The 20,998-nt window shown below is 66.5% G+C and carries 18 protein-coding genes; 9 read left to right on the forward strand and 9 right to left on the reverse strand.

Going from position 1 to position 20,998, the window contains the following annotated elements; genetic code table 11:
• Positions 1-42: 42 nt before the first annotated feature.
• The 4 genes from R5H19_RS12420 to R5H19_RS12435 form a co-directional block, all read right to left on the reverse strand.
• On the reverse strand, positions 43-417 hold the full coding sequence (locus R5H19_RS12420; RefSeq protein WP_318159310.1) for a hypothetical protein: 375 nt from the start codon (positions 415-417) through the stop codon (positions 43-45).
• A 246-nt stretch (positions 418-663) separates the two neighbouring features.
• Positions 664-2,379 carry a GGDEF domain-containing protein gene (locus R5H19_RS12425; protein ID WP_318159311.1) on the reverse strand — a complete coding sequence of 572 codons (1,716 nt, stop codon included), beginning with the start codon at positions 2,377-2,379 and terminating at the stop codon, positions 664-666.
• 77 nt (positions 2,380-2,456) lie between these two features.
• A complete protein-coding gene (locus R5H19_RS12430; RefSeq protein WP_318159312.1) occupies positions 2,457-2,765 on the reverse strand; it encodes a hypothetical protein in 309 nt (102 codons plus the stop codon).
• Between the two features lie 65 nt (positions 2,766-2,830).
• Entirely contained in the window at positions 2,831-3,610 is a 780-nt protein-coding gene (locus tag R5H19_RS12435; protein WP_318159538.1) for an SAM-dependent methyltransferase, read from the reverse strand.
• A 188-nt stretch (positions 3,611-3,798) separates the two neighbouring features.
• On the opposite strand from R5H19_RS12435, the gene R5H19_RS12440 reads away from it, so the two are divergent.
• The 4 genes from R5H19_RS12440 to R5H19_RS12455 all read left to right on the forward strand — a co-directional run bounded on the left by R5H19_RS12440 (position 3,799) and on the right by R5H19_RS12455 (position 10,490).
• Entirely contained in the window at positions 3,799-5,760 is a 1,962-nt protein-coding gene (locus R5H19_RS12440) for a peptidase M61 (protein WP_318159313.1), read from the forward strand.
• A gap of 202 nt (positions 5,761-5,962) precedes the next feature.
• Positions 5,963-7,537 carry a DUF4034 domain-containing protein gene (locus R5H19_RS12445; RefSeq protein ID WP_318159314.1) on the forward strand — a complete coding sequence of 525 codons (1,575 nt, stop codon included), beginning with the start codon at positions 5,963-5,965 and terminating at the stop codon, positions 7,535-7,537.
• Entirely contained in the window at positions 7,534-8,259 is a 726-nt protein-coding gene (locus R5H19_RS12450) for a hypothetical protein (RefSeq protein WP_318159315.1), read from the forward strand. The genes R5H19_RS12445 and R5H19_RS12450 overlap by 4 nt, the downstream gene beginning before the upstream one ends.
• Before the next feature lie 377 nt (positions 8,260-8,636).
• On the forward strand, positions 8,637-10,490 hold the full coding sequence (locus tag R5H19_RS12455) for a hypothetical protein (protein WP_318159316.1): 1,854 nt from the start codon (positions 8,637-8,639) through the stop codon (positions 10,488-10,490).
• A 106-nt stretch (positions 10,491-10,596) separates the two neighbouring features.
• Here the strand turns inward: R5H19_RS12455 and R5H19_RS12460 are convergent, their stop codons facing one another.
• From R5H19_RS12460 to R5H19_RS12470, 3 genes are all read right to left on the reverse strand, one after another.
• A complete protein-coding gene (locus R5H19_RS12460; RefSeq protein ID WP_318159317.1) occupies positions 10,597-11,439 on the reverse strand; it encodes an SAM-dependent methyltransferase in 843 nt (280 codons plus the stop codon).
• Positions 11,440-11,647: 208 nt separating this feature from the next.
• Positions 11,648-11,899 (reverse strand): hypothetical protein, encoded by a 252-nt coding sequence (locus tag R5H19_RS12465; RefSeq protein ID WP_318159318.1) that lies wholly within the window; start codon positions 11,897-11,899, stop codon positions 11,648-11,650.
• Between the two features lie 385 nt (positions 11,900-12,284).
• Positions 12,285-15,578: an amidohydrolase family protein gene (locus R5H19_RS12470; RefSeq protein WP_318159319.1), complete on the reverse strand. Its 3,294-nt coding sequence runs from the start codon at positions 15,576-15,578 to the stop codon at positions 12,285-12,287.
• Positions 15,579-15,722: 144 nt separating this feature from the next.
• On the opposite strand from R5H19_RS12470, the gene R5H19_RS12475 reads away from it, so the two are divergent.
• The 3 genes from R5H19_RS12475 (at position 15,723) to R5H19_RS12485 (ending at position 18,582) form a co-directional block, all read left to right on the forward strand.
• On the forward strand, positions 15,723-16,292 hold the full coding sequence (locus tag R5H19_RS12475; protein ID WP_318159320.1) for an NADPH-dependent FMN reductase: 570 nt from the start codon (positions 15,723-15,725) through the stop codon (positions 16,290-16,292).
• 112 nt (positions 16,293-16,404) lie between these two features.
• Positions 16,405-17,043, forward strand: a complete 639-nt coding sequence (locus R5H19_RS12480; protein ID WP_318159321.1) for a glutathione S-transferase family protein — start codon at positions 16,405-16,407, stop codon at positions 17,041-17,043.
• A 168-nt stretch (positions 17,044-17,211) separates the two neighbouring features.
• A complete protein-coding gene (locus tag R5H19_RS12485) occupies positions 17,212-18,582 on the forward strand; it encodes an FAD-containing oxidoreductase (protein WP_318159322.1) in 1,371 nt (456 codons plus the stop codon).
• Between the two features lie 71 nt (positions 18,583-18,653).
• Here the strand turns inward: R5H19_RS12485 and R5H19_RS12490 are convergent, their stop codons facing one another.
• Positions 18,654-19,052: a winged helix-turn-helix transcriptional regulator gene (locus R5H19_RS12490; protein ID WP_318159323.1), complete on the reverse strand. Its 399-nt coding sequence runs from the start codon at positions 19,050-19,052 to the stop codon at positions 18,654-18,656.
• 118 nt (positions 19,053-19,170) lie between these two features.
• Between R5H19_RS12490 and R5H19_RS12495 the strand changes: the two genes are divergently transcribed.
• Both R5H19_RS12495 and R5H19_RS12500 read left to right on the forward strand, forming a co-directional pair.
• Positions 19,171-19,767 carry a protoglobin domain-containing protein gene (locus R5H19_RS12495; RefSeq protein WP_318159324.1) on the forward strand — a complete coding sequence of 199 codons (597 nt, stop codon included), beginning with the start codon at positions 19,171-19,173 and terminating at the stop codon, positions 19,765-19,767.
• Entirely contained in the window at positions 19,767-20,312 is a 546-nt protein-coding gene (locus R5H19_RS12500; RefSeq protein WP_318159325.1) for a redoxin domain-containing protein, read from the forward strand. The genes R5H19_RS12495 and R5H19_RS12500 overlap by 1 nt, the downstream gene beginning before the upstream one ends.
• A gap of 57 nt (positions 20,313-20,369) precedes the next feature.
• Here the strand turns inward: R5H19_RS12500 and R5H19_RS12505 are convergent, their stop codons facing one another.
• Positions 20,370-20,960: a DUF1579 domain-containing protein gene (locus tag R5H19_RS12505; RefSeq protein WP_318159326.1), complete on the reverse strand. Its 591-nt coding sequence runs from the start codon at positions 20,958-20,960 to the stop codon at positions 20,370-20,372.
• Between the last annotated feature and the right edge of the window lie 38 nt (positions 20,961-20,998).

Consider the following 20,998-nt stretch of genomic DNA (forward strand, 5'->3'; position numbering starts at 1 on the left):
TGATGCCGCGGCTGGATGAGGGCCGTGCGGGCGAGCCGGCGCTCAGCACTCGTGCAGCCAGTAGACATTCACGCCGTTGCGGCAGTCCTCCGCGCGCCTGCCGGCGCGGCCCTCGACTACCACGCCCCACACGCTGCGCATGCCGTCCCCGCAGAAGCTGTCCACCCGCACGAATTCGCCGGTGGGGATCGGGAAGCCGGCTTCCAGCACCATGACCTTCTCGCGCTTCCATACCAGCACTGCCGGCCTGCCGCTTCCGGCGCTCCAGCCGACCTGGATCTGCACGTCTTCCCGCGGGAAGTTTTCGCGGTTGTCCAGGTCCCAGCCTTCGATCTTGTCCAGCAACTTCTGCAGCTTGGGGTCGCTCCAGTCGACCCGGTTGCTGGCGCGGGTGGGGTGGTTTTTGCCGGCCATCATGCTGGCCACGCGCTGCGACGGGCGCCGACGAAGCGATCGGCTTTGCCGTACCCGGTCATGGGTCCGGCGCATGGGCCCGGCCGAAGCGACCGAGCCGGACGGCAGCTCTCGTTTTCGGCAGCCGTCGTCGTTGTACGGGAGAGCGTCCGGACGTGTCGTGGCATCGGAGGATCCTTCGGGTCTGACCGGATCATCGGCACGATGCGGGTTTTCTGAAGGGTCACGAGGTCGCGACGACCGCTCGGTTCAGGCCTCGATCAGGCTGCCTTTCCCGGTGTCGACGACGACGCGGTTGCGTCCGGTGCGCTTGGCACGGTAGAGCGCGGCATCCGCTTCCTTGCAGAGCCGTTGCAGCTGGTAGCCGGAAGCGTCGGTGGCAGCCAGGCCGACGCTGGCGGAGATCAATATGCCGTGCCCGTCCGCCTCCATCGGGGTGGTGCCTATGGCCACCCGGATGCGATTGGCGATCTCCATGCCCTGTTCGCGGGTGCACTCCTGCAACAGGATGCCGAATTCCTCGCCGCCCAGCCGGCCGAACAGGTCGGCGGGGCGCAGGTGTTGCTGGCAGATGGCGACGGCCCGCTTCAGCACGGCGTCGCCCGTGGCATGCCCATAGGTGTCGTTGACCTGCTTGAAGTGGTCGAGGTCGATCGATATCAGGCAGGCCTGGCCGGGCTTCTTCTTCAGCAGGTGCAGTGCACGATCGGCCTCGCTGATGAAGTGCTGGTGGTTCAGGATGCCGGTGAGCCCGTCGCGAGCCGCCATTTGCTTGAAGCGTCGTTGCGAGTGCGTGGTGCGGATCAGCCAGAGCACGATGGCTGACAGCAGAATGAGCAGCAGGGCGATGTAGATCCGGCTGGTTTCCGCCGCCTTGGCATCGAGAGCCTGCTGGAGTCTGAGGATGCTGTTCTGCTTGCTGAGCTCTTCGGTTTCCAGCTTGCGGGTCAGGACCTGCTGCTGGACCGTTTGATAAGCCAGTGCCTGTGCGGCGACATCGTCGAGCGAGCCCTTGTCCTGGGTGACGTAGTGTTCATAGTAGGCAAGCGCGGCGGCTGCGTTGCCGTGCCGCTTCGCGATCCGATAGAGCACCTCGTAGGCTTCCTTGAGGTAATCGTTGACATCGTCCGGAGCGGCCATGGCCACGGCAGCCAGGGCTGCCTTGCGTGCGTCTTCGTCCCTGCCGAGCTGCTCGTAGGCCTGGGCCCGTTGCACCTGTGCGGACAGCGTGTGCGGGTAGTAATGGTTGATCCGGATGTCAGGTGCGATCCGGTCGAGCAGCGCCAATGTCTTGGCCGGCTGGTGCTCTTCCAGGTGGAGTGTGCCGAGGATGAGTTGCGCGGCTGTTGTCACGATGGGCTGCCCGGCCGCTTGGCAAGTATCGATGGTCTGCTTCAGCTCCGGGCTGGAAAGGGGCAGTCGCTTGGCGTTCCAGAGCGCGGCAATCAGCCTGAAACGCGAGTTGCACAAGCTCATGCCGGGAGGAGTGGCGTCCTCCATCATGTGGGCGTACTTGACCGCCAGGTCGGTCTGTCCGGCCAGGTTCAACACCTGCGACAGGTAGCTGAGGACCTGGAGACGGACCATCCTGTCCTTGATCCGGGGCAGGTCGGTCGTGAGCTGCTGGGCCAGTTTGAAGGCGTCTTCGTAGCGGCGCTCGACTGCCAGGTTGTTCATGAGCAGTGCCGATGCCTTGGTGGCAAGCGTCGGATCGCCTGAATGATCGATCACATCGTGCAGCGGCTTTTCCGCGGCGGCGAATTTGCCATTCATCGAAAACTCAAATGCGTCGAGGTAGCGCAGGTGCCATTGCTCGGCCGTGGTGAGTGCGGGCGACTCGCGATGGATCTGCGCCAGCCGTTCGGCGAACTGCCGGTGGTCCTTGACGCGCAGCTCCTCGGTCTGGTTGAGGAAGGCGCTTGCGTCGGTGATCCGGGGAGGATCGGCGGCGCGGATTGTCTGCATCGGGACGCAGAGAAGCAGGGCCGCCAGGGTGGCCCTCAGTTTCCTGCTTCGCCGGCCGATGGACACGATGCGGGAGGCTATAGCGTGTGCGGTGAAGGTTTGTGCGGCGTAGTGTGGCCTGGTTCGGATGGGCGATGTGGCTTGTTGTCGCCGTCATCGTCCGGCTCGTCCTCTTCATGCCCCGGAATGTTGGTGATCTGCGGTACCTGATTCAGCTTGTGTCCGAACTCTCCGGATAGAAGCGAGCTGTCGCCGGCAGCGACGGCAGCCTGGAGGGCCACGGACGCCTCCGCCTGTTCGAGCATGGACGCAAGCTTGTCGGCGGATGCGTGGCGCAGAGCGGCGTTCTGGCCGATGGCTTCCAGAAGTTCGATCGTGTCCGACATGTGTTCCCCCTGCTTCTATGGTTCTCGAGTGTTCGTTTTGAAGCGCTGCGGACCGCCGCGGTGTGTCAAGCGCCGGAAGCTTCCTTGTCCAGCGCCGCCAGCCGCTCACGCATGGATTGATCCTGCTTCAAGGGCGCGCCGGGCGGCAGCACTACGGTCTCTTCGGCAGTCAATTCGGCGTCGGGCAAGTCGCGTAGCGCCATGCGGCGGACCCGCGGCTGCTGGATCGGCAAGGTGGCGCCGCGATAGACGATCACCTCGTGGTCGAGTGGGTAGTCCGCGCTCAGCACGTCCACCAGCGCCTGCCGGTAGGCCGGCCCGGTGGAAAAGCGCTTCAGCGAGATGTCGCCGACCAGTCCGACCTGCCACAGCACCAGATAGCCGGCCGGATCGATCCGTCGTTCGTAGAAAAGCAGCTGGCTGGCCTCGAAGTGCTGGCAGCCGAAGCGGCCCGGGTCGATGCCCAGGTCGGCATAGAGGCAGTCTTCGGCGGAAATACCTGGCTCCATGTGCGCCTCGAAGCCTTCCGCACGGGCCGCCTCGATGGCCTTGTGCGGCGACCAGGCGAAGATGCCCGGGTGGCCGTAGAACACGCCGCAGACGTTCTTGCCGGCACGCACCTCGGTCATCATCAGTTCGACCCATTGCCGGTACGTGACCATCCTCGACTTGCCCTCCGCGTAGTAGGGCTGCAGGCTGCGCACGTCCGGATGCATGCGCTGCAGCCACAGCTCCACGATACCGTCGGAGAGCGCCGCGAACACCACGTCGGCCTGTTCGATATGGCTGCGCGCCAACGGCGTGAGGTGGGAGCCCAGGGTCATGCCCATGCCGACGCAGGCCAGGCTGCCGCGTCGGGAGTTGTCCGAAGGCCGGAGAGTCGATGTGCTCACGGGCCGATAGTAGGGCACAACCGGGCTGGAGGATGCAGGGGAAGGTGGCTGCGCATCGGCAAGGAACGCATTTCGGGGCGCCGTGGCCTCGCCTGGTGCTAAGTTGTTGGGGTCCTTGGCGCTGCATGCTGGAGCCTCTCATGTCCGTTGCTTTTCTCGCCGGGTTGCCGGCTGGTGCGCACCGCCGGGCGGCGCGCGTGGCCATGGCCGTAGCGTTCGCGCTGGCCGCGGGTACCGTGTGCGCACAAGCGGCATCGGGCGCCAGGGTGCCGCCTCCGCAAGACACGCCGTACCCCGGCACGATCGCCATCCACGTCGATGCCGGCGACACCTCGCAGGGCATCTTCCGGGTGCACGAGACGATCCCGGTGCAGCCCGGCGCCTTGACCCTGCTGTACCCGCAGTGGATTCCCGGCGACCACTCGCCGACCGGTCCGGTCGCCATGCTCGCCGGCCTCGCCTTCAGCGCCGGCGGCAAGTCGCTGGCATGGACGCGCGACGAGTACGACGTGTACGCGTTCCATCTCGACGTGCCTGCCGGCGTCTCCAGCATCGAGGCGGACTTTCAGTACCTGTCCGGCCGCACCGGCAGCGACGGCTCGATCGAAATGACCGACCGCATGCTGGCGCTGGAGTGGAACAAGATGGCGCTGTATCCGGCCGGGCAATACACGCGCGGCATCAGCTTCGCGCCCAGCGTGACGCTGCCGCGGGGCTGGCAGTTCGGCAGCGCGCTGGAGCCGGCCTCGCACGCGGGCGACACCACCGCCTTCAATCCGGTGCCGTTCAACACGCTGGTCGACTCGCCGATGTACGCGGGCCGCTACTTCAAGCGTGTCGACCTCAACCCCGGCGGCAAGGCGCCGGTGCACCTGGACATCGTCGCCGACGCGCCGAAGTATCTGGAGATCACCCCGCAGCAGCTGCAGGCGCACCGTGCGCTGGTGACGCAGGCGACCAAGCTGTTCGGCTCGCACCATTACGACCACTACGACTTCCTGTTCTCGCTGTCGGACGAACTGGACGGCAACGGCCTGGAACATCACCAGTCCAGCGAGAACGGCCTGGGCGCTGACTACTTCACCGCCTGGAGCGACGCCGCGCCCGGCCGCGACCTGCTGGCGCACGAGTACACGCATTCGTGGAACGGCAAGTTCCGCCGCCCGGCCGACCTGTGGACGCCCAACTTCAACGTGCCGATGGGCGATTCGCTGCTGTGGGTATACGAAGGGCAGACGCAGTACTGGGGCTTCGTGCTGACCGCGCGCGCCGGCCTGTGGACACCCGAGCAGTTCCGCGACGCGCTGGCCATGGTGGCCGCCAACTACGAGCGCAACCGCCCCGGTCTGGGCTGGCGCACGCTGGAGGACACCACCAACGACCCGACTGCCGCGCGCCGCTCGGGCCTGCCGTACCGCAGCTGGCAGATGAGCGAGGAGTACTACAGCGGCGGCCAGATGCTGTGGCTGGCGGTGGACGCCAAACTGCGCGCGCTTACCCATGAGCGCAAGTCGCTGGACGATTTCGCACGCGCATTCTTCGGCGTCGACGACGGCAGCTTCGTCACCAGGACCTACACCTTCGACGACGTGGTCGCGGCGCTGAACGGCGTGGCGTCGTACGACTGGGCCGACTTCCTGCATGCGCGCGTCGATGCGCGCAAGCCGCCGCTGCTGGACGGCATCGCGGGCAGCGGCTGGAAGCTGGTCTACACCGACCAGCAGAGCGCATACGAGAAGCAGTACGACAGCCGGCCGGAATCGTCCCGCCATCTGTTCAACTTCGCCTGGTCGATCGGCCTGACCATCGGCAAGAACGACCGGATCAACGACGTGCGCTGGAACGGCCCGGCGTTCAAGGCCGGCGTCAGCACCGGCGCGACCCTGGTGGCGGTCAACGACACGGCCTACACGCGCGACGTGCTGAAGGATGCGATCGCCGCGGCCAAGGGCGGCAAGGCGCCGATCCAGCTGTTGCTGAAGTACCAGGGCGCATACCGGACCGTGCCGGTGGACTACCACGACGGCCTGAAGTACCCGCACCTGGTGCGCGTCGAAGGCACGCCGGACTACCTCGGCCGGATCATCGCGGCGCGCAAGTAGGGCGAGAAGATGCCACCCACGCGGATCGAAGTGCCTGCGGCGACCAGGCTCCTGATCCGCCCGCGGGCGATCATGGTGGCGGTGAATAGCTGTCGGCGAATCACGTGCATGACGTAACTGGGTAGATACGTGACAAACGGTTACGGTTTTGCGCAATATCGCCAGCGGGGGCCAGGGTCGGTCTCTGGTCACAGGGGAAGAAATGCAAAACCGTCGCCGATTCCTGTCATGGGGCGTGCTGTGCATTGCCATGGCGGTCGGTATGCCGTCGGTCATGGCGCAAGCCGTACCAGCCAAGCCTGCGCCATGGCGTGATGCGCCAGCGGGTTACCGCAGCTTTATCGAGAAGGCCAAACAGGCAGAGGCGATCAAGGATCCCTTGCAGCGCTGCCTGGCGTATCCGGACTATCCGGACAACCAATGGCCTGCCGGTCTGGCCGCCGCCCACTGCCATTTGGTGTTCGACCCGGCGATCACGCTTGATGACGTTCGTGGTTATCTTGATCGCGACGCCATCACTGAACTCGATGCCCGGTTCAAGGCGGACCTTGACCGCCATTTTTCGAAGGACCGCTTCAGCGAGGTCATCCACCGCGACTTTGAGGGGTTCGATGACTCGGTGGCGTCCGGTCAGTTGAGTATGCGATGGGTCGAGATGGCACCCGCAAGTCCTTATGCCCTGACTGCGCGTGGCCAGTACTTTCTTGCCATGGCGAGCAAGGCGAGGGGAGGCAAATGGGCAGCTGACACTCCGTCGGAGAACATGCAGCGCATGTCCGAGTTCCTCGACAAGGCCATCGAGAACTACCGCAAGGCGCTGGAGCTTGAGCCGCGGTTGCTGCAGGCTGACGCGGGTATCGCGTCGGCGGCCGGATTCGAATCACGCCGCGATGATGTGCAGAACGCGGCTTTTGCGCATGGCATGAGCGTGGATCCGGCATGCAAGGTGCTCACGGCCACCATGATGGTGAACCTGGAGCCTCGCTGGGGTGGCAGTTACGCGGCAATGAATACGCTGGCTGTCCAGCTTTCGGCTTACGTGCCACAGCGTCCCCTGCTGGCACTCAATACCATCTGGCCGCAAGTCGACGCGGCAGACATGGCCAGCAAGACCGACAGTTACAACGCTGCGGCAAGCATGCTTCGATCCGTGCTGATCAACTCGACCAACAGCCTTGCCTTTGACAAGATGGGCCGATGGCTGGACTACACGACGTCGGTGGATCGCTGGGAGCAATTGGTGATACTGCTCGAAGCCTCGCGTTTTGGTCAGGGTACGCAGGAGGCCAACCGGATTCGCGGGCGCCTGCTGGTCAATCTGGCGTGGGAGCCGAAGTGGGCGATCGACAGCCTGAAAGCCGCCGTGGCACAAGACCCGGGAGATGCCTATGCCCATTACCTGCTTGGTGCCGCGTACTGGAATTCCGGGGCACCTGCACAGGCAGAAGCCGATTATCTGGCCGCCATGAAGGATGCCGGTACGCGGCGCGCTGCGTTGCATGAACTGACGCGCGCAATGCTCAGCGCGCACAAGTTGACCAAGGCGCGCAAGTACGTCGATCTGCTGAACAAGGAATACCCCAAGTTCGCTCCTGGCTGGATGACCCGCGGGTCCGTGTTGCTGGGGCAGGGCATCAACGGCGAGGAAGTGACTCAGGCTCTACGCAAGTTTGAGGCAACCGCCGATCCCAACGATTTCCGGCAGATGCAGGAGCTGCAGCATGTCAGGGCGATGTTGAAGACGATCGACAAGACATCGGAGGCATCGTCCGAATGATCCGGTACGTCTGGATGGCCTGCCTCCTGGCCGCTTCCGGTGTGGTTGCGCAAACCACCACGACACTGGTGCTGGATCCGCAGCAGAAAGTCGATGGCATAGCGCAGTCGGAGTATGCCGAACGCTGGTGGCAATGGGCGATGCAACTGCCCGACGGCGTGCGTGCCTATCAGGATCCCACTGGCGCGCAGTGCGGTATGAACCAGTCGGGGCCAGTCTGGTTCCTGGCCGGCACAGAGGGGACGATGCGGGTCAAAAGGCGATGTGATGTCCCGGGTGGGCGCTTCATTTTCTTTCCCGTCATTGCCATGAATGTCCATGCCCGGCCCGGCAGGCCCATCGGCTGCAGTGCAGCCCGGTCGCAGGCTCGCGACAACAACGACAAACTCGCCGAGGCCAGCGTGATACTGGACGGCCAACCCGTCCAGCGGATCAGTTCGCATCGGGTCAGCGGCACGCGCTGCTTCGACGCCTATGCGAATGCAAAATATCTCGAACGCCGCGAAGACTACGTTCCGGCGGCCAGCGACGGCTACTGGATCATGCTTGGCCCGTTGAGCGAGGGCGTCCATTATTTGGTGGTGCATGCGCGCTACGACAACGCGGGGAAGCCATCTGGTGATCTGGAGCAGAGCTTCGAATACGAGTTGCATGTCGTGCCTGACGAGTCTCAACTGCGGTCCATGCCTCCGCTTTCGCGCGATGGGCTTATCAGCACCTGAGTCCGTGCTTCTTCACGACCGGTGGATCAACAATCGTTCGCCAGTCGGACCGCAGTGCACCTTTGGGAGATCGAATTCGATCCGCCGGGTGGTTCCTGCCGGGAGTGTTTCCGCCAACTGGCGCTTCAGTACCGCGTGGCCAGCACGCCATCCGGCACCAGCTGCGGCTTGAACCAGGCTTTCTCCAGTCGTCTGGCTGGCTCGCGCGGGGTTTCCGGGGGCTCTGCGGGGGCAGTGGCGATCTTTTTTGGGCGCGCGTATCGTGGCCGGGCGCATATGTCCATATGCGTACTTGCGTGGGCGCTCGTCGGCACGACCGATGCCAGCGTCCTTCAGGGGACGCGGTCACCTAGTCAAACAAACGGGAGACCGATGACATGAAGACTCGACTGCTCATCGCAGTAGCGGCCGTGGCGTTCGCCACGTGCGCCCTGGGCACTACGCCGACGACGCTCAAACTGCAGAAAGTGGGCACCACGGTGCCAGCGACCACGCCGGTAGGCGGCGCGCCGCTGGCCAGCCTGGAGCTGGATCCGGCGATGACCGCGGGGGACGCCGATTCGGGCGATGGCGGTGACCTCGGAGGGCAACCCGTGGTGAATCGCAGCATCGCCCACGGCCACGCCGGCAGCAACCGGATGGGAAATGCCAGGCGCGCCAAGTCGCACCCGGAACTCCTGGGCGGCTTCGACGGCCTCAACTTCCACGACCAGCGTTACGCCAATGGCGGCAATCAGTTCTCGGTGGAGCCGCCTGACCAGGGCTTGTGTGCCGGCAACGGATTCGTCATGGAAAGCGTCAACGACGTCCTGGCGATCTACGACAACGCCGGCAACAGGCTCGTCGGCCCGGTCGATCTCAACACGTTCTACGGCTACCCCGCGGCGATCAATCGCGGCACCGGCGCGTACGGACCCAGCATCACCGACCCGTCCTGTTACTACGATGCAGGCACGCAGCGCTGGTTCCAGGTCGTGCTGACGCTCGACCGCATCGGCACGACGTCGTTCCTGGCCGGCACCAATCACCTGGACATCGCGGTCAGCCAGACTGCCGACCCCACCGGCGCCTGGAACGTTTACTCGCTGCCGGTGCAGAACAACGGCACGCAGGGCACGCCGGATCACGGCTGTACGGGCGGATTCTGCCTGGGCGACTACCCCCACATCGGCGCCGACGCCCATGCGGTCTTCCTGACCACCAACGAGTTCGCGCTGTTCGGACCCGGCTTCTACGGCGCGCAGATCTACGCCATCTCCAAGCAGGCGCTGGCGTCGGGTGGCGCCTCGCCGAACGTGGTGCTGTTCAACGGCGGCGATCCGAGCATCCCGGCGCCCGCGTTCACGGTCTGGCCGGCCATCTCGTCCGGCGGGCAATATGCCGGCAAGCAGGGCGGCACCGAGTACCTGCTCAGTTCGGACGCCGTGTTCTACGACTCGGGCACGTCGAACACGATCTGGTTGTGGTCGGTGTCGAACACGCAGGCCATCGACACCGCGCCCACCGCGCTGACGCTGAACGTTTCGCCGCTGACGGTGCAGCAGTACGCTGTGCCGAGCAGCCTGGCCAGGCAGAAGCCGGGCAGTACGCCGCTGCGCGACTGCTTCGCCCTGACCGGGTGCGCGCCGACCTATCTCGGCTATCCGAACATCGTCTATCCGGCACCACGCGGCATGGCGGTGAACGACTCGCGCATGCAGCAGGTGAGCTACGCCAACGGCAAACTCTGGGGTACGCTGGATACCGACGTCCTGCTGGCTGATGGCAGCCATGGTTCGGGCATCAACTACTTCGTCATCAATCCGAACTCCGGCGGCGTCTTCGCCAACGGCACGCTGGCCCTGCCCGACGCGAATCTGACCTACGGCGCGGCAGCCGTCACGCAAAGCGGACGCGGCGTCATCGCGTTCACCGTGGTTGGACCCAACGACTATCCCAGCGCCGGCTACGCCAGCCTGGACGCGAAGATCGGCGCCGGCGAGGTGCATGTCGCCGCGGCGGGCGCCGGTCCGTGGGACGGCTTTACCGGGCTTCCCTTCTTCGGCTCCGCGCCGCGCTGGGGCGACTATGGTGCAGCTGCGGCCGACGGCAACACGATCTGGACCGCGTCGGAGTACATCGCGCAGACGTGCACCCTGGCCCAATACCTGACCGCTCCGCTGTTCCAGTGTGGCGGCACGCGCGGTGCGCTGGGCAACTGGGCGACGCGTATCTCGGCTATCGGGCTCTGAGGTTTCGGTAAGGCACCCGGCAACGGGCGTGATGGGCGGTGTCCATCGCGCCCGTTCTGGCTTGAACCGGAGGATCAGCCCGGGCCGCTTTCCCGGTCGGCCTTCTTCAGCGCCGCGTCGCCAGCACGCCGTCCAGCGCCAGTTGCGCCTTGAAGCCGGCTTGCTCCAGTCGCCTGGCCACCTCGCGCGGCACGTCGCGGCCACTGGTGAGCTTGTTCGGGCTGCCGGTGTAGTGGAACAGCCGGCCGCCGCGGCGCAGCACGCGCGCGAGTTGTTCGTAGAATGCCTGCGCGTACAGCTCGCCGGCGATGCCGAAGCGCGGCGGGTCGTGCAGCAGCGCGTCCGCCGAGGCGTCGGCGATGTGCGCAATCGCCTGCGACACGTCGGCATGGGTGAGCTGCAGGCGGCCGCCGCTTGCCGGGGCGTCGGGGTCGGGCGACCACGGGTTGAGCGTGCGCAGCCACAGCACGTCGGAATTCTTCTCGAACGAATGGATGCGGGCCGCGCCGGCCTCCAGGCAGCATGCCGCGAAGTAGCCCAGGCCGCCGCAGGTATCCAGCACGACCTTGCCGCGGGGCTCGATCAGCGCGACCTTGCGCCGGGCGTCCTCGATCGGCGATTCCTTCGCGGTGGGCAGCATCTTGATGCCGTCGATCTCGAAGGTGGGTGCCCCCCACCCGGTGGGCACCAGCTTGATCAGCGAACCGGCATAGCGTGCCGCCGGCGCGAATTCGTCGCCGTCCCAGCAGTAGATCGTGCGGTCCTTCAGCGCGGACGGATACGGATAGCGCCGCCCCCGCCACAGCCAGTCATCCGCCTGCAGCGACGCCTTGTCGTTCGAGACTTCCAGGTCCAGCGAGCCGTGCCATTCGCCCGCGCCGGCATCGCGCGCGGCCAGCAGCGCCGCGGCAGTCGGGCGCGTGAGCAGGGGGCCGGAATAGTGCGGCACGGCGGGCAATCTCCTTGGAGCGGCGGCTCGCCATGAGCGCGGCGAGGGCGGCATCGTAACCCACGGGCGGGGTCGGGGCAGGGCGCGTGACTGACCGGTTTGCCGAGCGCCGGCCTCGGACGGAACCAAGGGTGTTCCGGGAGTGGGTCCTGTCCTGCATCGAAGGCAGACTTCGCCCGATGCGAAGTCCGCCTGCCGGTGGCGGGCGTCAGTCTCGCGCGGCGGTGTTGCTGGCTGCGGGGCGTGGCTTGCGGGAGCGGAAGCTGGTGGCCTGGCTGCGGGTACGGAACGGAGTGTCGCCCAAGACCTCGATGCGGCCGCCGCGTTTCTTGAATGCCGCGATGTCGGCGGCGATGGTTTCGCTGGTCATGATGTGGCCCGGGTTTTTGCCCTTGCCGGTGCCGAACAGGCGCGACGTGGTGCTGCGCTGGCTGGCGGTCTGGATGGACTTGCGGGGCATGGTTTCTCCTTTCTGCTGGTTGCTCCGTGGTGGTGTGCAGGCCTGTGCTGCTGCGGTGTGCGGCGAAGAGGGTGGGACGCCCGCCGGGGCGGGCGACGACTCAATAGCTCTGCGGCACGACCGGGCGCGCGGTAAAGCCCGACATGGGGCTGCGGAGCAGGGGAAGTCCACGTATCTTACGCAAACATCCATGAACATGATGTTATGTGAGTCGAAGTGCGGCAAAAAATGGATATTTTCGGTCGCAGGCGGAACGCCGCGGCGAAACCCGGGGCCTCAGGGCATCGGGCCGGCGTTGCCGGCCAACGCGTCGGCGGCAGCCAGGAGTGCATGCCGGCCGCCGAGCCGCCCTTCCCCCGCCGGCGCCGGGGGAGGGGCTTCAACCTCAGTGCCGGTGCGCGGTGCCGGACTTCGGGCAGTGGCACTGCGCGGTGGGCCCGAATTCGGTGCCGAAGCTGCGGCCGTCGCGGTGGCGTTGCCAGTAGAACTCGGGCGCCGGACGATTTTTCCCGCCCACTTCGGCCATGTCGGCGTCCACGTCGAAGACGCGGCCATTGATGGCGACGTAGCGGGTGTCGGCGGTGGCGCGGATGTTCTCCAGCGGGTTGCCGTTGAGCACAACGAAGTCGGCGCGCTTGCCCGGTTCCAGCGAGCCGATGTAGCGGGCCAGGCCGAGCAGGTCGGCGCCGTCGTAGGTGGCTGCGCGCAGGGCTTCCCAGTTGCTGAAGCCGCTCTGCGCGAGCATCCAGATTTCCCAGTTCTCGGACAGGCCCTGCAGCTGGCCGTGGCCGCCGGTCTGGATCTTCACGCCGGCGTCGCGCAGTTTCTTCGCGGCCGCGCCGACTTCCTTGTAGTAGTAGTCCCACTCCGGCGCGGTGTCGCGGCGGATCGAGCGGGCGTCCAGCGTTTCGCGCGGGAAGAAGCGGTTGAGCTTCTTGTCTTCCCACACGTTGTCGCGCGCATACCAGTAGTTCTCGCCGGACAGGCCGCCGTAGTTCACCACCAGGGTCGGCGTGTTGCGCACGTCGGTCTGCTTCCACAGGTTGATCACGTCGGCGTACAGCGGCGCGACCGGCAGGTTGTGCTCGATGCTGGTGACGCCGTCGAGGATCATCGGCAGGTTGTGGTTGAGCGTGGAGCCGCCTTCCTCGACCACCAGCATGCCCAGCTCGCGCGCGGCCTGGTTGATCTGCTGGTGCTGTTCGCGGCGCGGCTGGTTGTAGCTCTTCACGCTGAACGCGCCGTTCGCCTGCATCCGGCGCAGGTGGGCGCGGGCGTCGTCGAGCGAGTTCACCACCGCCTTGAAGTCGCCGTCGGCGCCGTACAGGATCGTGCCGGTGGAGAACACGCGCGGGCCGACCAGGTCGCCGGACTTGAGCAGTTCGGCCTGCGAGAACACGGTTTCGGTGGTGGCCGACGGATCGTGCATGGTGGTGACGCCGAACGCGAGGTTGGCGTAATACGCCCAGTTCGCCTGCGGCACCACGCCGGTGAAGAAGTGGTTGGCGTGCGCGTGCGCGTCGACGTAGCCCGGCGCGATGGTCTTGCCGGTGACGTCGATGACTGTCGCGTCGGCCGGGATCGCGACGTTCGCGCCGACCGCCTTGATCGTGTCGCCCTCGACGACGAGCGTGCCGTCCTCGATCACTTCCTGCTCGCCGCCTTGCGCGTTCTTCATCGTGATGATGCGCGCGTGGGTGAATGCAAAGGTGTCGTTCGGGCGGTCCATCGGCACGGTCAGGCCGACGTCGATGCCCTTTTCGCTGCCGGGCTTGGGCAGCTGTTTCGGCGCGCCGGGCACGAAGGCGAACGCGTCCTTGAGATCGCGCGAGTGGTAGTTGCGCCCGACCATCCAGTGCAGCGCCTTCGAGTCGGCCGACCAGTGCAGGTAGGAGCCGACATCCTTGCTGACCTGGGTCACCGGAATCGCCTTGGTGTCCTTGGACAGCTCGATCGCGGCGCCGGTCTGCGGCAACGGTGCGACGTAGGCGTTGAACAGTTCGGTGAACGCGACCCACTGGCCGTCCGGGCTCAGGCTGACTGCATCGACGTATTTCAGGTCGAACACGTCGCGCGGTTCCTCGCCGTGGATGCCCACGCTTTGCAGCTTTTTCTTGAGGCCGCTGCCGGTCAGGAAGTACACGCGCTGACCATCGGCAGCGAACTGCGGGTTGCTGCCGGATTTCGCGATCCGCGTCGCCATGACGCCGTTGGTCGGCATCAGGTAGATGCCGGCTTCGCCGGCATTGAGATTGCCGCTGATCGAACCGCCGGCGGTCTTCGCGTAGGCGATCTGGCTGCCGTCGCGCGAATACGTCGGGGCGTAGTAGAAGCCGGGCTTGTTGGTCAGCGTGCGGGTCTGGCCGCTGGCAAGGTCGCGCTCGACGATCGCGCCCTGTGCCGCGTCGGACCAGGTCGTGTACAGCAGCTTGCGACCGTCGGGGCTGAACGCGGGCTGGTATTCGAACTGGCCGTCTCCGGCAACCAGCCGCTGCGGCGTGCCATCCGGCAATGCCTTGGTCCACAGGTGGCCGACCGCATGGAACACCAGCGTCGTGCCGTCGGGGCTGGTGGCGACGTCGCGGATCATCTTCGGCGCGAAGCTGCCCTGGTCGAGTTTCTGTTCGAAGCGCAGCGGTTGCGCGACGGTCTGCTCGACGGCGGCGCTGAACGGGATCTGGGTGGCCGCGCCATGGTCGGCATCGACGCGCCACAGCTTGCCCTGCGCCCAGATCACCAGGTTTTTCGCATCCGGGGTCCAGGCGAAGTTCGCGTAGGGGCCGAAGATCGCCCAGGCTTCCTGCATGTCGTGCGAGAGGCCGTCCCACAGCGCACGCACGTCGCCGGTGTCGAGGTCGACCAGGTGCAGCACGCTCTTATCGCGCACGCGCTTGACGAAGGCCAGCGATTTTCCGTCCGGCGATGGCTGCGGCCGTACCGCGCCACCGGGCGTCGCCACGATGGTCTCGGTCTCGCCGGTCCGGCGGTCGAGCCGCTTGATCGCGTAGATCACCTCGTGCGGATTCTTGTTGTATTGGAAGTACGGCCCGGCGCTGACGTCCTCGGAGTAATAGACATAGCGGCCATCCGGACTCACTGCAGGTTCGCCCAGGTCCTGCTGGTCGTTCTTCTGCTTGGTCAGCTGCAGGCCGGCGCCGCCGCTCTTGTGATACATCCACAGCTCGCCGGCGCCGAGCGAGCGCTCGCCGGTGAAATGCTTGCGGCCGATCAGGTACTGGCCATCCGGCGTCCACGCCGGGTTGTTCAACAGGCGGAAATCCTCCTTGCTGACTGCGCTCGCGCTGCCGCCACCCACCGGTATGCGCCAGAGATTGTTGCCGCCGCCGCGGTCCGAAGTGAACGCGATCTCCCTGCCGTCCGGCGAAAACCGCGGCTGCACGTCCCAGGCCGGCCCCGAGGTGAGCCGCTTCGCGCTGCCGCCTTCGATCGGCAGCAGGTAGAGGTCGCCGAGCAGGGCGAACACGATGCTGCGGCCGTCCGGGCTGACGTCGAGGTCGATCCAGGTGCCCTCGTCGGTGGTGAACTTGACCGTCTTGGTCGGGCCATGCGCGGCATTGATGTCCCATTTGGACGTCTTGCCGTCCTTCTCGTCGGCGGCGAACGCCGCGGCGGGCGCGAGCGACAGGGTGGCGAGCATCGCGAGGCGAAGCAGTGACATGGGGAACTCCGGATCGGTGATTCTTCGATGGTAGAGGAAGCGCGTTGGCCGCGACCGGGCCGAAAGTCCCGCTCGTGGCGCGGCCGCGTTTCCCCTGCGTTATGCTTGCCGCTCCCGTCGCCGCGACGGTGTCGGAGGTGGGACATGACCGTTCTGGTGGGGTTTTCCAGCAGCCTGCGCAAGAACTCGTTCAATACCGCGCTGCTGCGTGCCGCGGACGCGATGATGCCGGCCGGCAGCCGGCTGGAGATGATGTCGATCGCCGCGTTTCCGCTCTACAACGGCGACGATGAAGCCGCGCACGGCATCCCTGCCGAGGTCGCCGCGCTCAAGGATGCGATCGCCGCGGCCGACGGCCTGCTGATCGCCACGCCCGAATACAACAACAGCATTCCCGGCGTGACCAAGAACGCGCTGGACTGGCTGACGCGACCGGCGGCCGACATCCCGCGCGTGTTCGCCGGCAAGCCGGTGGCGCTGATGGGCGCGTCGCCCGGCGGCTTCGGCACCATCCTGTCGCAGAACGCCTGGCTGCCGGTGCTGCGCACGCTTGGTGCGGAACTCTGGACCGGCGGCCGCCTGCTGGTGTCGCGCGCAGGCAGCGTGTTCGATGCCGACGGCGCCATCACCGATGCGCGCGCCCGTGACTCGCTGCGCAAGTTCGTGGAGGGTTTCGTCGCTTTCGCGCAGGGCAGTTCGGCGAGGAACGCGTAATGCCGGTGGCTGCGGAAATGCAGTGGGTCGGCGCGGGCCTGGAGGAGTAGCCTGCCTGTTCCAGAGTTGCCGATGAGGTGGTGTCTTGTCCCGTGAAGATGGTGCTGAAGACATGAAGCCGCCGCTGCGGATCACCGGTCGCAGCAGTTCGCATTTCACCCGCCTGGTGCGCGTATTTGCGCAGGAGCTGGGCGTGACCTGCGAGTTCGCTCCGGTGTACGACCTGGCGTCGCTGGATGCGCGCGACTACGCGGGCAATCCGGCGCTCAAGCTGCCGGTGCTCAGCATCGGCACCGCGACCGTGTTCGGCGCCGAAAACATCTGCCGCGTGCTGGCGGAAGCCGCGCCGCAGCCGCGGCGCATCGTCTGGCCCGAGGATGTGCGCGACCTGCGGGCGCGCAACGCGCAGGAACTCGTCTGGCATGCCATGCAGGCGCAGGTGCAGCTCGCCTTCGGCATGCAGGTCGCGAAGCTTCCGGCGGACAGCGTCTACTTCGTCAAGGCCGCCGCGGGCCTGCGCAACGCGCTGGCGTGGCTGGACCAACGGCTGTCGGCGGTGATCGACGCGCTGCCGCCACGCGACCTCAGCGTGCTGGAAGTCTCGCTGTTCTGCCTGCTCGAGCATCTGGCCTTCCGCGTTACCGTCCCGCTCGCGCCCTATGCGCACCTCGCGGCTTTCGCCCACGAGTTCGGCCAGCGCGCGTCGGCGCAAAGCACGACTTATCGGTTCGACGTGCCGCCCGGCGGTTGAAGGGTTGCGGTCACGCTGTCCTCGTGGACGCTGGCTTCACGGAAATTTGCCGGGCTCGTGCGGCGGTTCGCGTTACAAAAGCCGCTTTCGTACGGGAAGTGGCGGCATGGTTCTCCACGGGTCCGGGTTGCCGAAGCACGGCGCGTTGCAGTTCACGGCCGTGGCGCTGTGAGCCGCCGCTTCGACGCCATCATCGTCGGCGCCGGTCAGGCCGGCCCGCCGCTGGCGAACCGGCTGACCCAGGCCGGCCAGTCGGTGGCGCTGGTCGAGCGCAAGCTGTTTGGCGGTACCTGCGTCAACACCGGCTGCATGCCGACCAAGACCCTGGTCGCCAGCGCGCGTGCCGCGCACGTAGCCCGCCGCGCGGCCGATTTCGGCGTGGTGCTGACGGGCGCGGTGGGCGTCGACATGGCCAGGGTGAAGGCGCGCGCCGATACCGTCATCGCGAACGCACGCCGCAACGTGCGCAGCTGGCTGGACGGCATGGACGGCTGCACGGTGATCGAAGGCCATGCGCAGTTCGAGGATGCGCGAACCCTGCGCGTGGGCGAGGAGCGGCTCAGCGCGCCGCAGATCTTCCTGAATGTCGGTGGCCGCGCCGCGGTGCCGGAGATGCCCGGCCTGCACGACATTCCGTACCTCACCAATACCTCGATCCTGGGCCTGGACCGCGTACCGGCACACTTGCTGATCGTCGGCGGCAGCTACATCGGGCTGGAATACGCGCAGATGTATCGCCGCTTTGGCGCCCGCGTCACCGTGGTGGAAAAAGGCCCACAGCTGATCGGGCGCGAGGACGAGGACGTGGCAACGGCGGTGCGCGGGATATTGGAAGGCGAGGGCATCGACATCCGTACCGGCGTCGCCGAGCTCGCGTTCGCGGGCGCCGGTGAAACGCTCGCGGTGACGGTCGACGGCGAGCGGCTCGCCTGCAGCCACGTGCTGGTAGCGGTAGGGCGCGTGCCGAACACCGCTGATCTCGGCCTCGACAAGGCTGGCGTGACGACCGATGCGCGCGGCTACATCACCGTCGACGACGAGTTGCGCACCAGCGCGCCCGGCATCTGGGCACTCGGCGACTGCAACGGCCGCGGTGCGTTCACGCATACCGCGTACAACGACTTCGAGATGGTCGCGGCGAACCTGCTCGATGGCGAGCAGCGCAAGCTCAGCGAACGCGTCAGCGGCTACGCGCTGTACATCGACCCGCCACTGGGTCGCGTCGGCATCAACGAGGCGCAGGCGCGCCAGCGCGGGCGCCCGTTCCTGATCGGCAAGCGGCTGATGAGCCGGGTCGGCCGCGCGGTGGAAAAGGACGAGACGCAGGGCTTCATGAAGGTGATCGTCGACGCGGAGACGAAGGCGATCCTCGGCGCCGCGATCCTCGGCGTCGAAGGCGACGAGGCGATCCACGGCATCATCGACATGATGAGCACGGGCGCCACCGCCGCGCAGCTGCAGCGCACGGTGCCGATCCATCCGACGGTGTCGGAACTGATCCCCACGCTGGTCGCGGAAGCGCGCGCCGCGGACGGATAGCACCATCGCCGTCGTCCGCTGCGACCGGCCTGCCATGTGGCCTACGCCAAATGCAGGCGCCCGATCGACGATCAGGCGTTTTCCCGCCGCGCCCTTTCCGACACGTCGCCGATCGCGCCACACTCGACCGCCTGCTGCAGCCGCTGCACCTCTTCGAGTATGCCCATGAAGCGGCGGCCGAACGGCGTCAGCCGGTATTCCACCTCCACCGGCGGTTTCTCGCCATGCACGGTGCGATGCATGATGCCGAAGCGGGTCATCTTGCGCAGGCGCTCGTTCATCACCTTGGCGGACAGCCCCGCGCAGGCGCGCAGCAGCGCGCTGGGGCGGTGGTTGCCTTCCGCGCAGAGCTGCAGCAGCCGGATCGACCACTTGCAGCCGACGATGCTCTCGACCATCGAGGCGACGGGAATGGGAGCTGCGTTCGCCGTATCCGGCTGCCTGCTGGTTGCGGGTTCGTGCTCGCCCATGTCGTAACCACCTTACCGGAAAGTGCCTTCCTGACGTGCGCCGTCGCCGTCGCTAGAGTCCCCGGCCACGAGGCGCAAGCCCGCGCCCCGAACCCGGCGCAACCAAAGGAACCAGGCCATGAAAGAAACCCACGCCATCCCCGGCTACACCTTCGGCACCAGTGCGCTCGCGCGTTCTCCAGTGACGCTCGGCGACTTCGAACTGATGAAGAAGAGCATCCTGTTCGATGATGAGGACGTCAAGTATCTGCGCCTTTCGCGCGGCATCGTGGAAGACCAGGTCGAGGCGATCCTCGACGTCTGGTACGGCTTCGTCGGCTCGCAACCGCACTTGTTGGCATCCTTCACCGGCAGCGCCGACGGCAAGCCGCTGGGCGATTACCTCGGCGCCGTGCGCAAGCGCTTCGGCCGCTGGATCCTCGACACGGCCGACGCCGAGTACGACCAGCGCTGGCTCGACTACCAGCACGAGATCGGCCTGCGCCACCACCGCGCGAAGAAGAACCGCACCGATGGTGCCGCCTCGACCGCCATCGTGCCGTTCCGCGACCTGTTTGCGTTGATCTACCCGGTGACGATCACGCTCCGGGCGTTCCTCGCCAGCAAGGGGCATTCCGCTGGAGACGTGGAGAAGATGTACGCTGCGTGGCTGAAGTCATGTCTGCTGCAGATGACGCTGTGGACCTACCCGTACATCAAGGAGGGAGATTTCTGATGCTGCCGGAACCGGCCCCCGAGTGGCACACCACCGCCTGGCTGAATACGCCGCAGCCGCTGGAGCTCGCGCAGCTGCGCGGCAAGGTGGTGCTGCTGCATGCTTTCCAGATGCTCTGCCCGGGTTGCGTGGCGCACGGCATCCCGCAGGCGCAGCGCGTGGCGAAGTTGTTCGAGGGCGCGCCGCTGGCGGTGGTCGGCCTGCACACGGTGTTCGAGCATCACGCGGCGATGGGGCCGGAGTCGCTGCGCGCATTCCTGTACGAATACCGCGTGACGTTTCCGGTCGGCATCGACGCGCCCGGCCCGGACGGCGATCCGATCCCTTGCACCATGCGCGCGTACGCCATGCAGGGCACGCCGACCGCGATCCTGATCGACGCGCAGGGACGCTTGCGGCGCCAGGTGTTCGGCCAGTACGACGACCTGCTGCTCGGCGCGGAACTTGGCGCGCTGCTGGTCGAGGCGAGGCAGTCGTCCGCTGCGGCAGTCGACGCGCAAGCGGCAGAGGGTTGCAGCGACGACCGCTGCGCGAGAGGGCCATGAGCACGCCGTTGCGGTGATGCGGTACCGGGCCACGGCGGCCCGGCACCGCGTGGCGGATCAATGGCGGGTGTAGGTCATCTCCATCATCTTGTACTCCTTGCCGTCCGGGCCCGGGCCGTACATCGAGAACACCTCGGTGTCGGGGTTCGTCCAGCGGCTTTCCATGCGCGCGCTGACCTTGCCCTTGGTGATCGGGTCGTTCCAGCTGCCGGTGAAGATGCAGGCACCCTGGTCGTCGCAGTCGCCCTCGCTGACCATCAGGCCGGTGGACATGGAGTCGTTCCAGGTGCTCCACCATTTGCCGCTGACGTTGTCGTAGCCGACCATGCCGTGGCCGCTGAACGGCTGGCCGTGCATCTTTGCCTGCACCATTTCCACCATCACCCGGCCGTCCAGGGTCATCTTGCGCGTGGCGGTGCCTTTTTCATCGCTGGGCGCGGCGCCCGGCCGATCCCAGCTGCGGATCGACAGTGTGTAGTTGCCGGCCGACTTGGCCAGTTCGGCGTGCTGCTTGCCGGGTGTGCCGGCCCGCTGGTAGGCCGCCATCATCGCCGCCTCGTCCGGCGACATCTGGGGCTTGGCGTGATCCTGGGCCAGGACGGGCAGGGCGAGCGCGAACAGCAGGGTGGATGCAAGCGTGCGGATCATGATGACCTCCCGTTGCGTGGATGGATGGCGTCGCCGTG

This window comes from Rhodanobacter sp. KK11, from assembly GCF_033345435.1.
GTDB lineage: Bacteria > Pseudomonadota > Gammaproteobacteria > Xanthomonadales > Rhodanobacteraceae > Rhodanobacter.

Excerpts from the sequence above, each read along its gene's own strand:
- R5H19_RS12420 (WP_318159310.1), bottom strand. The coding sequence starts at position 417 with ATGATGGCCGGCAAAAACCACCCCACCCGCGCCAGCAACCGGGTCGAC.
- R5H19_RS12425 (WP_318159311.1), bottom strand. The coding sequence starts at position 2,379 with ATGCAGACAATCCGCGCCGCCGATCCTCCCCGGATCACCGACGCAAGC.
- R5H19_RS12430 (WP_318159312.1), bottom strand. The coding sequence starts at position 2,765 with ATGTCGGACACGATCGAACTTCTGGAAGCCATCGGCCAGAACGCCGCT.
- R5H19_RS12440 (WP_318159313.1), top strand. The coding sequence starts at position 3,799 with ATGTCCGTTGCTTTTCTCGCCGGGTTGCCGGCTGGTGCGCACCGCCGG.
- R5H19_RS12445 (WP_318159314.1), top strand. The coding sequence starts at position 5,963 with ATGCAAAACCGTCGCCGATTCCTGTCATGGGGCGTGCTGTGCATTGCC.
- R5H19_RS12450 (WP_318159315.1), top strand. The coding sequence starts at position 7,534 with ATGATCCGGTACGTCTGGATGGCCTGCCTCCTGGCCGCTTCCGGTGTG.
- R5H19_RS12455 (WP_318159316.1), top strand. The coding sequence starts at position 8,637 with ATGAAGACTCGACTGCTCATCGCAGTAGCGGCCGTGGCGTTCGCCACG.
- R5H19_RS12465 (WP_318159318.1), bottom strand. The coding sequence starts at position 11,899 with ATGCCCCGCAAGTCCATCCAGACCGCCAGCCAGCGCAGCACCACGTCG.
- R5H19_RS12470 (WP_318159319.1), bottom strand. The coding sequence starts at position 15,578 with ATGTCACTGCTTCGCCTCGCGATGCTCGCCACCCTGTCGCTCGCGCCC.
- R5H19_RS12475 (WP_318159320.1), top strand. The coding sequence starts at position 15,723 with ATGACCGTTCTGGTGGGGTTTTCCAGCAGCCTGCGCAAGAACTCGTTC.
- R5H19_RS12480 (WP_318159321.1), top strand. The coding sequence starts at position 16,405 with ATGAAGCCGCCGCTGCGGATCACCGGTCGCAGCAGTTCGCATTTCACC.
- R5H19_RS12490 (WP_318159323.1), bottom strand. The coding sequence starts at position 19,052 with ATGGGCGAGCACGAACCCGCAACCAGCAGGCAGCCGGATACGGCGAAC.
- R5H19_RS12495 (WP_318159324.1), top strand. The coding sequence starts at position 19,171 with ATGAAAGAAACCCACGCCATCCCCGGCTACACCTTCGGCACCAGTGCG.
- R5H19_RS12500 (WP_318159325.1), top strand. The coding sequence starts at position 19,767 with ATGCTGCCGGAACCGGCCCCCGAGTGGCACACCACCGCCTGGCTGAAT.
- R5H19_RS12505 (WP_318159326.1), bottom strand. The coding sequence starts at position 20,960 with ATGATCCGCACGCTTGCATCCACCCTGCTGTTCGCGCTCGCCCTGCCC.